This window comes from Microbacterium sp. P03, from assembly GCF_043556235.1.
GTDB lineage: Bacteria > Actinomycetota > Actinomycetes > Actinomycetales > Microbacteriaceae > Microbacterium.
In genome coordinates this window covers 963,735-976,861 of record NZ_JBIGIM010000001.1, presented here as the reverse complement: position 1 = coordinate 976,861, position 13,127 = coordinate 963,735, and the positions used below count along the sequence as shown (strand labels likewise).

Here is a 13,127-nt window from a genome sequence, read left to right as displayed (position 1 = left end):
TCGGGCAAGCCGGGTGCACGCGCGGCGTGAATAGGGTGGGCGCACTCGGGCGTCGCGATGTTTTCTCCACGACCACTCCGACACGAAGAAGAAGGCCCCGGCGAACCGGGGCCTTCTTCATTTCGTTGCGGGGACAGGATTTGAACCTGCGACCTCTGGGTTATGAGCCCAGCGAGCTACCGAACTGCTCCACCCCGCGGCACAAGCAGTGAGCCTAGCACGCGATCCGGGGGGCGGCGAATCGAGGCGCCTGCGCCCTGCGACCCGTTCAGTCGCTGTCCATCACAGCGCCGACATCGGACATGAAACGCGTGACGACCGCCAGTTCGTCTTCGCTGTACTTCTGCGCGGCTCCCCGCATCTCGAGGATCTTCTCGCCGAGCTGTTGGAAGAACTCACGCCGCGACGCATCCGTGAGCACCACGACCCGGGCACGACCGTCGCGCGGGTGCGGCCGACGCTCGAGATGACCCGATTCCGTCAGACGATCGAGCAGCTTCGTCGTGGACGCCGTCGAGATGCGGAGGTGATCAGCCAGGTCGCGCGGGCTGACGGCCACACCGCGCTGCTCGCGCATGATGAGCATGCGCAGCGCCGCAAGATCGGTCGCGTTCATGTCCATCCCGCTCTTCATACCGCTGTGCATGCGATCCATGGCATCGCCGAACGCGCGGACCTCGAGCAGCGCAGACATGACAGCATGGTCATGTTCGGTCTGCGGCACCCACCGCTCAGCCATCGGACACCCCCTCGCCGCTGCAGTGATATCGTCCCACGACTTAGCTAGCTAAGCTAGCGAGCGGAGGAATACATGATCGACACAGACAGAGTCGTCCTGCTCGACGACGACGGCCGCGAAATCGGCACCGCCCTCAAGAGCAGCGTGCACGGCACGGACACCGCGCTGCACCTCGCCTTCTCGTGCCATGTCGTGAACGACGACGGGCAGGTCCTCGTCACGCGGCGCGCGCTGGGGAAGACGACCTGGCCGGGAGTCTGGAGCAATTCGTTCTGCGGTCATCCCCGACCTGCCGAGCCCGTGCTGTCGGCCGTGCAGCGTCGCGCGGATTACGAGATCGGCCTCGAACTCTCCGACATCGAGCTGTCGCTCCCCCTGTTCCGCTACCGCGCCGTCGATGCGAGCGGCATCGTCGAGCACGAGATCTGCCCGGTGTACATCGCCCGCGCACACGCGGAACCGGTTCTCAACCCGCTCGAGGTGGCCGACTCCCGCTGGGTGGATCCCACCGACCTCGCCGCTGCTCTCGTCGCGACGCCGTGGGCGTTCAGCCCCTGGCTCGTCCTCCAGGCCGAGCAGCTGCACCTCTTCGGTGGCACGCGCTCCGCATCCCCGCCCCTCGAAAGTCGCCGAGCGTCTTGATGAAGCTGCGCACAGACCCCGCCGAGCGTGCCGCGATCGACGCCGAGATCGACGGTGCCCTGCAGCGCATCCAACACCGGTCCGCCCGTCTCGGTCCGCACGCGGTCCAACTCGCCGATGCCATCGCCCGTGCGGCAGGCGGCGGCAAACGCTTCCGACCGGCCCTGGTCGTGAGCGCCTTCCGTGCGTTCGACGGCTCCGTCGCGGCGACACCCGCGCTGTACACGGTTGCCGCGGCGTTCGAACTGCTGCACACCGCCTTCGTGGTGCACGACGACGTGATCGACCACGACATCGAGCGACGCGGCATCCCGAACATCTCCGGCGAGTTCCGCGAGCTGGGTCGCCTGCTGGGCGCCGACGCCGCAGGATCGACGACTCTGGGTGACGCCGCCGCCATCCTGGCGGGCGATCTGCTCCTGCACGAGGCCGTGCGCATGATCTCGCTCGCACCGCTCGAGACCGCACTGCGGACAGCTCTCCTCGAGCTCATCGACGAGGCCGTGTTCGTGTCGGTGGCCGGCGAGCTGGCGGACGTCGTGAATGCGCTCTCGGGTGACGGCGCCGACACCGATGCGATCATGGGCGCCACGCACGACAAGACGGCGGTGTACTCGTTCGGCGCCCCGCTCGGCGCCGGTGCCGCCCTCGCGGGAGCGACCAGCATCCAAGCGGAAGCCCTGCTGGAATGCGGGAGCAGTCTGGGCCTCGCGTATCAGCTGGGCGACGACCTCATCGGCGCCTTCGGGACGCACGACCAGGCCGGCCGTGAACCCGGCGGAGATCTGCGCGAGGCGAAGCGCACTCCGCTGGTCGCGATGGCACGGGACACGGCGTGGTGGCCCGAGGTCAACATCGCCCTCTCTCAGGCGCACACCGGCCCCATCGCCGTCCGCGAAGCGCAGCGGATCCTCGACGAGAGCGGCGCGAGGATCGGCCTGGAGGCCGTCATCGGCCAGACGCTCAATCGGGCACGGACCCAGGCCGCGACACCCGTTCTCCCGGAGTCCGCCCGCGATCTGCTGCGAGAGCTCGCCGACGTGCTCGAGGCGAGGCTCCGGTGAGTCGCGCCGCGCGCACCGGGCTCGCGCTGTACGACAGGACGGCGCGGGATGCCGCCGCCACGGTCATCACCGCCTACTCGACGTCGTTCGGCCTCGCGTGCCGGCTGCTCGGTCCCCGCGTGCGGGGACACGTGCGCAGCATCTACGCCCTCGTGCGCGTCGCCGACGAGATCGTGGACGGACCCGCCGCGGAGGCGGGCATGGACCAGGCGGCCGAGCGTGAGGTGCTGGACGCGCTCGAAGCCGAGACGATGGCGGCCATCGCGCGCGGGTTCAGCGCCAATCTCGTCGTGCACGCTTTCGCCCTGACGGCGCGCGAGTGCGGCATCGGCGCCGACCAGATCGCACCGTTCTTCACGTCGATGCGCACGGACATCACGCAGGCGGCGCACGATCGGGCGTCGCACGACGCCTACGTGTACGGCTCCGCGGAGGTCGTCGGGTTGATGTGCCTGCAGGTGTTCGTCAACGCGGGGCGTGCGCACCCGATCGCACCTGACCCCGCGCTCGTCGACGGGGCTCGACGACTCGGGGCCGCGTTCCAGGACGTCAACTTCCTGCGCGACATCGAGGACGACACGGCGGCACTCGGACGGGACTACCTCGGCGACCGGAACTCCACGGTCCGTCGCGCAGAGGTGCTCGCGCGCATCGACGCCGATCTGGCGGCGGCCGCGGCCGTGATCCCGGCCCTTCCGGCCGATTCCCGACGCGCCGTGCGCCTCGCACACGACCTCTTCGCCGAACTGGCCGCACGTCTTCGCCGGGACTCCCCGCCCTACACCCGGGTCCGCGTCCCCGACCCCGTGAAGGCGCTCATCGCCGCCCGCGCGTTTTCCGGCCGTCTCAGCCGATCCTCACCCTCCCGCGACAGCGGAGAATCGAGGGTGACGACATCTTCCGCGACAGACAAGGACGTGCCCGCATGAGCAGCCACGCGATCGTGATCGGCGGCGGCATCGCCGGTCTCGCCACCGCCGCCCTCCTCGCCGACGAAGGACACCGTGTGACGGTGCTCGAGGCCCACGGCGAACTCGGAGGTCGAGCCGGGTCATGGGAGAGCGAGGGCTTCCGATTCGACACCGGCCCCAGCTGGTACCTCATGCCGGAGGTCTTCGACCACTTCTTCCGGCTGCTCGGCACCACGTCGGCGGAACAGTTGGACCTCGTGCCGCTCGAGCCGGCGTATCGGCTGTACACCGAGACGGAGCGGGCGCCACTCGACATCGTCTCCGGTCGCGGCGCCGCCACCGCACTGTTCGAGGACATCGAGCCCGGCGCCGGCGAGCGACTCGAGGCCTACCTCGATTCCGCGGCGGACGCCTACGAGCTCTCCGTCACGCGGTTCCTGTACGACACCTACGAGACCACGACGGGCCTCCGAGACCCCGCGCTGCTCACGCGGCTGCCCACGCTCGTTCCGCTCCTCACCCGCACGCTCGCCTCATACATCGACAAGCGCTTCCACGACCCGAGGCTGCGCCAGGTGCTCGGCTACCCCGCCGTCTTCCTCGGCGGATCTCCGTACGGCGTGCCGAGTCTCTACCACCTCATGAGCCACCTCGACCTCGACGAGGGCGTCGTGTACCCGCAAGGCGGCTTCACGACGATCATCACAGCCATCGAGGGCCTCGCGCGCGCTCGGGGCGTCGAGATCCGGACGAACGCCGAGGTGCTCGAGATCACCACGTCCGCAGGCCGCGGCGGCACCGACGCGCCGCGTGCGGCGTCGGGGCGGCCCGATCGGACTGCGGCCACCGGGGTCCGACTCGCCGACGGCACCGCCCTCACCGCCGACATCGTCGTCTCGACAGCCGATCTGCACCACACCGAGACGAAGCTCCTGCCGCCCGCGCTTCAGACCTACCCCGAATCGTGGTGGACGAAGAAGACCCCGAGCCCCGGCGCGCTCCTGATCATGCTCGGCGTCCGCGGACGCATCCCCGAGCTGGCTCACCACACCCTCGTGTTCACGGACGACTGGCGGGCGAACTTCGAGGCGATCTTCGGGCCGACTCCGCACATCCCCGAACCCGCGTCGATCTACGTGTGCAAGCCGAGCGCGACGGATCCGGATGTCGCGCCCGAGGGGTCCGAGAACCTGTTCGTGCTCGTTCCGATCCCGGCAGACCCGTCGCTGGGACGAGGTGGGGTCGACGGAGACGGTGACGCCCGGATCGAGGCTGCCGCCGACCACGTGATCCGGCAGATCGGCGAGTGGTGCGGCATCCCCGACTTCGCCGAGCGCGTCGTCACCCGCCGCACCGTCACTCCGGGTGACTTCTCGCACGACCTGCATTCCTGGCGCGGCAATTCCCTCGGACTGGCGCACACGCTCGGGCAGAGTGCCGTGTTCCGGCCGCGGAACGCCTCGAAGAAGGTCGCGGGGCTGTATTACGCGGGTGGATCGGTGCTGCCCGGTATCGGCCTTCCCATGTGCCTGATCTCGGCCGAGCTCGTCGTGAAGCGACTGCGAGGCGACCACACCGCCGGCCCCCTCCCCGAACCGATCCCCGCGAAGGTCTGACGTGCCGGGGCTGTACCTCCTGGCCATCCTGGTCTCGGCGGCCGGCATCGCGGCGATCGACGCCCGCGGGCGGCTGGCGGCGTGGCGCGCGCCCGGCCGCACAGCGCTCGTCGTCGTCATCGGCACGGCGTTCTTCCTGGTCTGGGACGCGGTGGGCATCGCCACCGGCGTCTTCGTGAAAGGCGGCAGCCCCCTCCTCGTCGGCATCGATCTGGCCCCGCAGCTCCCGATCGAGGAACCCTTCTTCCTCGCGTTCCTCTGCTATCTTGCGATCGTGGTCTGGGCCGGGGTGCAGCGCCTGCTCGCTCGACCGCGCCGCGACCCCGGGCGCCGGAGCTCCCCCGCCGCCGTGTCGAAGGCTGCGCGCCGCGAGGACGCCTCATGACCTACCCGCTCATCGTCCTGCCTTTCGTCGTGGTCACCGCGGTGATCACGCTGTGCACACTGGCACGCCCCCGTTTCGGCCGCCGTATGGCGGCCTCCGGCATCACCGCGGTCGTGCTGCTCGTCCTGACGGCCATCTTCGACAATGTGATGATCGCCGCGGGCCTGTTCACCTATCCGCCGGTGCACCTGAGCGGCCTGCGCATCGGCGCGGCACCTCTCGAGGATTTCTCTTACCCGCTGTGTGCCGCGTTCCTCCTGCCGGCGCTGTTCACCCTGTTCTCCCGTCGCGCGCGCCCCGGCCCGTCCGATCTCTCGGCCGGTCGCGCATGACCGACCGATCCGCTGCGCGCCTGAGCGCGGCATCCGTCCTGCAGACCCTGTTCGTCTCTTCTCGTCCGGTGAGCTGGATCAACACGGCCTTCCCGTTCGCGGCGGCGTACCTGATGACCACGCGCCACGTGGACGCGACGCTGGTCGTCGGAACGCTGTTCTTCCTGATCCCCTACAACCTCGCGATGTACGGGATCAACGACGTCTTCGACTACGAGTCGGATCTGCGCAACCCGCGGAAGGGCGGTGCGCACGGAGCCGTGCTCGACCGCCGGCTGCATCGCCTGACGCTGTGGGCCGCCGGCCTGAGCTGTCTGCCGTTCGTGGTCTATCTGGCGATCGACGGCTCGCCCCTGTCCTGGCTGGTCCTGGCGATCAGCCTGTTCTTCGTCGTGTTCTACTCGGCGCCCCCGCTGCGCCTCAAGGAAGTGCCGTTCGCGGACTCGATGACGAGCAGCATCCACTTCTTCTCGCCCGCCGTCTATGGTCTGGTCCTCGCGGGCGCGTCGTGGACCGCACCGTTGTGGGCCGTCATCCTGGCGTTCGCGCTGTGGGGTGTCGCATCGCACGCCTTCGGCGCCGTGCAGGACGTGGTGGCGGACCGCGAAGCGGGCATCGCTTCGATCGCCACCGCACGCGGGGCCCGCTGGACGGTGTGGTTCGCTCTGGCCTGCTACACCGCCGCGGGCGTCGTCATGCTCTTCACCGCGTGGCCCGGTCCCCTCGCGGCGGTGCTGGTGATCCCCTACCTCGCCGCCGTGTGGCCGTTCCGTGCCGTGACAGACGACACCGCACAGACGGCGACGCGGGGGTGGCGGCGGTTCCTCTGGATCAATCAGGTCGCCGGCTTCGGCGTCACCCTGCTGCTGTGCTGGCGCTGGCTGATGCCCGTCACCGCAGGTTGATCTTCTGACGGCCCGCGCCGACGCGCGCCTCCGCGCGACGACCGGGCCCGGTCGTCGCGCGGAGGCGGTGGCGCTCAGCCGCCGAGCTGGATCAGTTTGTCGACCGCCGCGGTGAGGCGGGCGTCGGCGGCGCCGTAGGCGGTCCAGTCACCGGCCGTCAGCGCCGTCTGTCGGTCGAGGAGCGCCTGGCGCGCCTCCTGCAGAGTGGCCTGGTACTCGATGGTCGGCGTCGTTCCACCGGTGGCGCCATCGCTGGAGCCACCGTCGGTCGCGCCCGTGTCGGACGGCGACGGGTTGGGGCTGGCCGATGAATCGGGCGCCACATCCTCGTCGCCGGCGTTGGCGCCGGACTCCCCGCCGAAGAGGGTGTTCAGTGCGTCATTGAGCGTGTCCTCGAAGGCCACCTGCGTGCCGAAGGCGACGAGGACCTTCTGCAGCTGGGGGAGCTGCGTTCCGCTCGAGGCCTGGACGAACACCGGCTGCACATAGAGGAACCCGCCACCGACCGGGAGCGTCAGCAGGTTGCCGTTGAGCACCTCGGACTGGCCCTGCTTAAGGATGTTGATCTGCGCCGAGATGGTCGGGTCGGAGTTGAAGGTGTTCTGCACCTGCCCGGGACCGGGGATCGTCGTGTCGGCGTTGATCTCCAGCATCCGGAGCTTGCCGTAGTCCTCGGCCTTCGTGCCGGCGTCCGATCCGGCGTTCGAGTCGACCGCCAAGTAGCCCATGAGGACGTTCCGCGACGTCGCCCCCTCCGAAGAAGGGATGAACGACGTGAACATCGAGTAGACCGGCGACTCCTGCCCGGGCATCTGCATCGTGAGGTAGTACGGCGGCTGCAGACGCGCATCGGTCTGCGGGTCGTTCGGCGTCGCCCATGCGTTGTCGCGCTGGTAGAACGACTGCGCGTCGTCGACGTGGTAGATGCCGAGCATGGCCCGCTGCACCTTGAAAAGGTCGGTCGGGTATCGCACGTGGCTCATGAGGTCGGCGGACATGTCGCTGATGGGCTTGAGCGTCGTCGGGTAGACCTTCTGCCACGTCTTCAGCACGGGCTCATCCGGGTCCCAGGCGTACAGCGTGACGGTGCCGTCGTAAGCATCGACGGTCGCCTTGACCGAGTTGCGGATGTAGTTGATGTTGTCGAGCGCGAAGCGCGGCGCGGTGTTGTTCGCGTCCTGGATCGCAGCAGCCAAGCTGACCGTGGTCGAGTACGGGTACGTCGCGCTCGAGGTGTAGCCGTCGACGATCCAGACGATCCTGCCGTCCACGACGCTCGGGTACGGGTCGCTGTCGAGCGTGAGGTAGGGCGCGACCTTCTGGACGCGCAGCGCCGGGTCGCGGTCGTACAGGATCTGCGAGTCGTCGTTCACGTAGTCGGAGAAGAGGATCTGCTCGGACTGGAACTTGAGGGCGTAGATCAGACGGTTGAAGACGTTGCCCACACTCGGTCCGCCGTCGCCCTCGAACGTCGTCTTCGTCTCGCTGGCACCGTCGGCGCCAGAGGGGTAGTCCAGCTCGATCGGGTCGGTCGTCTCGGGGGCTCCGACGATCGAGTAGGCCGGTGAGTTCTCGCCGAAGTACACGCGAGGCTCGAAGTCGGTCGACGAGAGGAAGCCGGTGGCAGGGATGCCGCTTTCGATGAAGACCGGGTCGCCGTCGGCGGTGCGCTCATTGCCCTTGGCCACGACGAGTCCGTACCCGTGGGTGTACACGAGCGCCGTGTTCTGCCAGGAGGCGGCCGCGCCGAGCGCGCCCTGGTTCAGCTCGCGGACCGACACGATGCTGTCCTGCGACTGCCCGTCGATCTGGTAGCGGTCGACGTCCAGCGGGTCTTGGAACTGGTAGTAGGCACGGTACTGCTCGAGCTGCGCGACCGTCGGAGTGATGATGGCGGGGTCCATGATGCGGATGGAGGCCGTGGTGGCGGCATCCGATCGCAGCTGTCCCGCTTCGGCGTCGGTGGCCGCGTCGTAGTCGCTCTTCTCGAGGCCGTCGATGCCGTAGGCGGTCTGCGTCGAGTCGATGTTGCGCTGGTAGTACTCGCGTTCGAGCGACAGCTGGTTCGGCTTGACCTGGAACGTGTTGACGACCCACGGGTAGCCGACGCCCAGCACGATGGCCGAGACGACGAGCAGCGCCGTCGCGATCAGGGGCCAGCGCCAGCGCCCGACGAAGGCCGTCACGAAGAACAGTGCCGCGACGAGCACGGCGACGATCGCGAGGATCGTCTGCCCGGGGATGATGGCGTTGACGCCGACATAGCCGGGCCCGGTGATGCGGTCACCCGGTTCGACGAGCGTCTTGTAGCGGTCGAGCCACAGGCTCGCCCCCTGCACCAGCAGATACAGCCCGGCGATGATGGCGAGCTGGATGCGTGCGGCCTTCGAGATCCGCAGTTCGCGCTGACCGACGCGCACCGAGCCGTAGAGGTACGCGACCAGCGCCGTGACGAGGAGGCAGATGAGCAGCACCGCGGAGATGAACCCGAGCGCGGCGCTGTAGAACGGCATGGCGAACAGGTAGAAGCCGGTGTCGAGGCCGAACTCGGGGTCGGTGGCCGAGGTCTGGACGCCGTTGAACCACATCCACGTGGTCTCCCACTGGGCCGACGCCGCGAACCCGGAGAAGAAGCCGAAGAAGATCGGGATTCCCCACATCGCGAGTCGGCGGAGGGGCTCGACGACCTCCTGGTAGCGGTCGAGCTGCGAGCTGAGACGCGCATAGACGGGCCGCAGGCGGTACGCCAGCTGGATCGCGAGCCACACGGGCAAGGCCATGCCGAGGAATCCGACGACGAACATCACGACGCGCGCGGTCCACTGCGTCAGCAGCACCTGGTCGAACCCCAGCTGCGCGAACCACATCCAGTCCGCATAGAGGGAAGCGAACACGAAGAAGGCCACGACGAGCGCGGCGATGATCGCCAGCGAGATGGCGATGATCCTTCGGGAACGATTCGGTGTGGCCGAGGTGGGGGATGCTGTGGAGGTCACCCACTCATCCTAAGCGGGGCCCTCTGGGCGGATGCCGATGGGACGCCTGAGCATCTCCCAGGAAAGGTCAGCCCGCCGAGCAGGTCGGCAGGGCGTCGAGGTCTCCGCCGTCGGCGATGGTTTTCAGCACCGCCATCGAGTCGCCGAGCGTGGCGACGGAGAACACCCGCAGACCGCTCGGAACGTGACCGACAACTTCGTCGCAGTTCGACGCCGGAGCGAGGAACACGGTCGCGCCGGCCTCCTCGGCACCCCACAGCTTCTGCCGGATGCCGCCGATCGGTCCGACTGTGCCGGCAGCGTCGATCGTGCCCGTACCCGCGACGTTCTGGCCGCTGTTGAGCGAGCCTGGGGTGAGGGTGTCGATGATCCCCAGAGCGAACATCATTCCCGCGCTCGGCCCGCCGACGTTGTTCAGCTGGATCGTCACGTCGATCGGGAAGTCGAAGTCCGTGGTGAGCGTCACACCGATGAGCCACACCGACGTGCCGTCCTCCGCCGTCGCCTCGGAGGGCGTGACCGTCACGGTCTGCGGCTCTCCCCCGCGCTCGATGCCGATCTCCACGGGGGCGCCGCCACCTTCGTTGATGACCGCACGCAGGGACGTGGCATCCGTCACCGGCTGCCCGTTCGCGCTCTGGATCACGTCGCCTGCCTCGAGCACACCTTCGGAGGCCGACCCGTCCGACAGCGAGTAGACGGTCAGCTTCGCGTCGACGTCGTAGCCGAGCTCGGTGAGCGCGGCCGCGGTCGCCTCCTTCTGCGAGTCCACCATCATCGCCGCGCTCTCCTGATTGCGCTCGTCGCTGGACTGCCCGGCGGGGAACACCGCGTCGATCGGAACGACCGCGCGGGAGGGATCGAACCATGCCAGTGCCAGCTCGAACCACGACGGCGTGCGCTCGCGGTTGCCGACCACCTGGACGGTCAGGAGGTCGAGCGCCCCCTCCGTCGGGTAGGTCTCGGCGCCCTCGACGGAGATGAGCGGCACCGTGGTGCCGTCGGAGGACTGCGTCTCACCCAGCGTGTTGTACACCGGTCCGGGTTGCTGGATCACGTAGGCGGTGGGCAGGAAGGTGAGGACGAGGAGCACCACCATCGCGACCACGAGAGCCCAGACGCCGACGCTCGTCCTGCGGTTCATCCGGCGCCGCGGAGCGGGCGTGATCACGACGTTTTCGTCGAACAGTGCCACTGGTGGTCTTCCTCTGCCTGGTCGTTCGCGACCGGCGTAAGCGCGAGGGTCGCAGCCGGGCACCTGCGATGGTCCGTGCGACTAGCGTAGATCGCAACGTCATGACCGGGCTGAAAGGCGGCTGAAGTGGCAGATGAGGACCGGAGCCCGGAAGACGACTTCCAGGAGCTGATGCGGCAGCTGTTCGCGGGTATGGGCGGCGACGTCGACCCCGAGCAGTTGGCGAAGATGTCGGGTATGGACCCGGCGATGATGCAGGCCGTGATGAGCCAGCTCCAGGGGGCGTTCAACACCTCCGACCCCGGCGGCATCTCCTGGGATCTCGCCAAGCGGCAGGCCCTGCACATCGCCAATCAGGACGGCCTGGGAGTGACCGCCGGACAGCGCACCGACCTCGATCAGGCCTTCGCTCTCGCGACCCTCTGGCTGAGCGAGGCCACGACGATCTCCGAACTCTCCTCTCCTCCGCGCACCCTCACCCGTGGCGGCTGGGTCGAGGAGACGCTGCCGGTGTGGCAGGAGCTCGCCGAGCCGGTGGCTTCGAGCATCGCCGACGCCCTGACCGCGACACTGCGGGAACAGGCGCCCGAAGAGATGCAGAGCCTCATCGCCGGCGCCGGCAAGCTCATGCGGACCGTCGGAGGCTCGCTCTTCGCCACCCAGCTGGGCCAGGTCGTCGGCCGTCTCGCCACCGAGGTCGTCAGCGGCGGCGATGTCGGCATCCCCGTGATGCCCGCCGGCGAGGCCGCGATCCTGCCCCAGAACTTCGCGGACTTCGGCCGCGATCTCGAGATCCCCGACGATCAGCTCGCGCTCTACATCGCAACGCGGGAGCTCGCGCACGCCCGGCTGTTCCGGCATGCGAAGTGGCTGCGGCTGCACGTCATGTCGCAGGTGACGGATTTCGCCCGCGGCATCCACATCGACACCGGCGCACTGGAGGACCTCGCGTCGCGGTTCGATCCTTCTCAGCCGGACGAGCTGCGTCAGGCGCTCGAGAGCGGCGCGCTCATCCCTGCGCGCTCCGAGGCGCAGAGCGCCGCGCTCGCCCGCCTCGAGAACGTGCTGGCGATGATCGAAGGCTGGGTCGACGTCGTGACGGAGGACGCGACCTCACGCCTGCCCACCTCGCCGCGTATCGCCGAAGCGGTCCGCCGTCGGCGCGCGGTCGGCGGCCCTGCCGAACAGGCGCTCGGCTCCCTCGTCGGCCTCGAGATGCGGCCGCGCCGCATGCGCGAAGCGGCGGCGATGTGGCGTGCCGTGGGTGATGCCGTCGGCATGGGCGCGCGTGATGCCCTGTGGGACTACCCCGACCTGATGCCCACCGCAGACGACATCGACGATCCGGCTGCACTCATCGCGCGGCTCGAAGCGCGTGCGCGCGGCGAAGAGCCGGCACCGGACGAGTTCGACGACGCTCTGGCGCGGCTGCTGGCCGGGGAGGAGACGCAGGTCTCGGGCGAAGCTGCGGACGAGTCGCCGGCGGCGGACGGCGATCCGGCGACCGACGCCGAGGGTGACGACGACGTCCCGGAGGACCCCCGCCCCGTCTGACGGTGACGGATGCCGCTCCCGTCGAGCATCGACGCGCGTGCGGTCACAGCATCCCCTCCTCCCCAGGGCGGCGATCCGCGCAACGGACGGCATGATCCTGTGGAGTTCGCCTGCGCCCGGCTGAACGCGCACACAATCGGGAGATGCTCCGATTGGACCCGGCCCACCCTCTGGTGTGGCGCACGGCGTCGACGCTGCAGTTCGGCGTCGACGCGCTCGTGGTGATCGATGACCCCTCACCCTGGCAGCAGCGTATGCTGCACGAGCTCACGCGCGGCGTGCCCGACATCGCCTTCGCCGGCATGGCGAGGTCGTTCGGCGCAGCCCCTCCCGACATTCCCGCATTCCTGGCGGAGCTGCGCCCCGCGCTGGTGTCGACGACGCTCGCCACGCGGTCGCAGAACGTGCGCGTCGATGTCTCCGACGCGTTCCCCGCTCGGGCGGCCGCGCAGATCGCCGCGGCCGTCGGCGGCCACACGACCCGGCCCGCCGGCCCGAGCGGCACGGAAGAGGTCGCAACCGCTGTCGTCCTCGTCGGGCACCACGTCATCGAGCCGCGGCGCGGGGCGGCCCTCCTGAGCGCAGACGTCCCGCACATCCCCGTGCTGTTCACGGCCGGGCGCGTCGACGTCGGGCCGCTCGTCGTCCCGGGCGAGACCGCATGTCTGGCGTGCATCGACGAGCACCGCACCGACGTGGATCCCGCGTGGCCGATGATCGCCGCGCAGCTGATCGGTCGCGATCCCGCACCGATCAGCGACGCCCTCGCGTGCGAGGCGGGCCTGGTC

11 protein-coding genes and 1 tRNA gene are annotated in these 13,127 nt (G+C 69.2%); 8 read left to right on the top strand and 4 right to left on the bottom strand.

The window, feature by feature from the left end; translation table 11 throughout:
* Positions 1–125 precede the first annotated feature (125 nt).
* Together ACFXOO_RS04670 and ACFXOO_RS04665 are read right to left on the bottom strand one after the other, a co-directional pair.
* Positions 126–199 (bottom strand) — tRNA-Met (locus ACFXOO_RS04670).
* Positions 200–268: 69 nt separating this feature from the next.
* Positions 269–694 carry a MarR family transcriptional regulator gene (locus tag ACFXOO_RS04665; protein ID WP_378851035.1) on the bottom strand — a complete coding sequence of 142 codons (426 nt, stop codon included), beginning with the start codon at positions 692–694 and terminating at the stop codon, positions 269–271.
* Between the two features lie 117 nt (positions 695–811).
* Between ACFXOO_RS04665 and idi the strand changes: the two genes are divergently transcribed.
* The 7 genes from idi to ACFXOO_RS04630 are packed head-to-tail and all read left to right on the top strand — an operon-like array spanning position 812 to position 6,594.
* Positions 812–1,381 (top strand): isopentenyl-diphosphate Delta-isomerase, encoded by a 570-nt coding sequence (idi, locus tag ACFXOO_RS04660; RefSeq protein WP_378838701.1) that lies wholly within the window; start codon positions 812–814, stop codon positions 1,379–1,381.
* Positions 1,381–2,445, top strand: a complete 1,065-nt coding sequence (locus ACFXOO_RS04655) for a polyprenyl synthetase family protein (RefSeq protein ID WP_378838698.1) — start codon at positions 1,381–1,383, stop codon at positions 2,443–2,445. The genes idi and ACFXOO_RS04655 overlap by 1 nt, the downstream gene beginning before the upstream one ends.
* Positions 2,442–3,374, top strand: a complete 933-nt coding sequence (locus ACFXOO_RS04650; RefSeq protein ID WP_394562888.1) for a phytoene/squalene synthase family protein — start codon at positions 2,442–2,444, stop codon at positions 3,372–3,374. The genes ACFXOO_RS04655 and ACFXOO_RS04650 overlap by 4 nt, the downstream gene beginning before the upstream one ends.
* Complete coding sequence (crtI, locus tag ACFXOO_RS04645; RefSeq protein ID WP_394562887.1) at positions 3,371–4,972, top strand: phytoene desaturase family protein; 1,602 nt, start codon at positions 3,371–3,373, stop codon at positions 4,970–4,972. Before ACFXOO_RS04650 ends, crtI begins: the two co-directional genes overlap by 4 nt.
* A 1-nt stretch (position 4,973) precedes the next feature.
* Positions 4,974–5,357 carry a lycopene cyclase domain-containing protein gene (locus ACFXOO_RS04640; RefSeq protein ID WP_378851044.1) on the top strand — a complete coding sequence of 128 codons (384 nt, stop codon included), beginning with the start codon at positions 4,974–4,976 and terminating at the stop codon, positions 5,355–5,357.
* A complete protein-coding gene (locus ACFXOO_RS04635; RefSeq protein ID WP_378838687.1) occupies positions 5,354–5,689 on the top strand; it encodes a lycopene cyclase domain-containing protein in 336 nt (111 codons plus the stop codon). Before ACFXOO_RS04640 ends, ACFXOO_RS04635 begins: the two co-directional genes overlap by 4 nt.
* On the top strand, positions 5,686–6,594 hold the full coding sequence (locus tag ACFXOO_RS04630; RefSeq protein WP_394562886.1) for a prenyltransferase: 909 nt from the start codon (positions 5,686–5,688) through the stop codon (positions 6,592–6,594). Before ACFXOO_RS04635 ends, ACFXOO_RS04630 begins: the two co-directional genes overlap by 4 nt.
* Before the next feature lie 74 nt (positions 6,595–6,668).
* Here the strand turns inward: ACFXOO_RS04630 and ACFXOO_RS04625 are convergent, their stop codons facing one another.
* Together ACFXOO_RS04625 and ACFXOO_RS04620 are read right to left on the bottom strand one after the other, a co-directional pair.
* Positions 6,669–9,590, bottom strand: coding sequence for a UPF0182 family protein (locus ACFXOO_RS04625; RefSeq protein ID WP_378851050.1), 2,922 nt, complete (start codon positions 9,588–9,590; stop codon positions 6,669–6,671).
* Positions 9,591–9,657: 67 nt separating this feature from the next.
* The gene (locus ACFXOO_RS04620; RefSeq protein ID WP_394562885.1) at positions 9,658–10,785 is read right to left on the bottom strand and encodes a PDZ domain-containing protein; all 1,128 of its coding nucleotides are present in this window, start codon (positions 10,783–10,785) and stop codon (positions 9,658–9,660) included.
* A gap of 126 nt (positions 10,786–10,911) precedes the next feature.
* Here ACFXOO_RS04620 and ACFXOO_RS04615 point away from each other — a divergent pair, with 126 nt between their 5' ends.
* Positions 10,912–12,339 carry a zinc-dependent metalloprotease gene (locus ACFXOO_RS04615; RefSeq protein WP_394562884.1) on the top strand — a complete coding sequence of 476 codons (1,428 nt, stop codon included), beginning with the start codon at positions 10,912–10,914 and terminating at the stop codon, positions 12,337–12,339.
* The last annotated feature ends 788 nt before the right edge of the window (positions 12,340–13,127 follow it).

What these genes read in the sequence shown, in the direction of transcription:
- ACFXOO_RS04665 (WP_378851035.1), bottom strand. Translation starts at nt 694, where the DNA reads ATGTCTGCGCTGCTCGAGGTCCGCGCGTTCGGCGATGCCATGGATCGC.
- idi (WP_378838701.1), top strand. Translation starts at nt 812, where the DNA reads ATGATCGACACAGACAGAGTCGTCCTGCTCGACGACGACGGCCGCGAA.
- ACFXOO_RS04655 (WP_378838698.1), top strand. Translation starts at nt 1,381, where the DNA reads ATGAAGCTGCGCACAGACCCCGCCGAGCGTGCCGCGATCGACGCCGAG.
- crtI (WP_394562887.1), top strand. Translation starts at nt 3,371, where the DNA reads ATGAGCAGCCACGCGATCGTGATCGGCGGCGGCATCGCCGGTCTCGCC.
- ACFXOO_RS04635 (WP_378838687.1), top strand. Translation starts at nt 5,354, where the DNA reads ATGACCTACCCGCTCATCGTCCTGCCTTTCGTCGTGGTCACCGCGGTG.
- ACFXOO_RS04630 (WP_394562886.1), top strand. Translation starts at nt 5,686, where the DNA reads ATGACCGACCGATCCGCTGCGCGCCTGAGCGCGGCATCCGTCCTGCAG.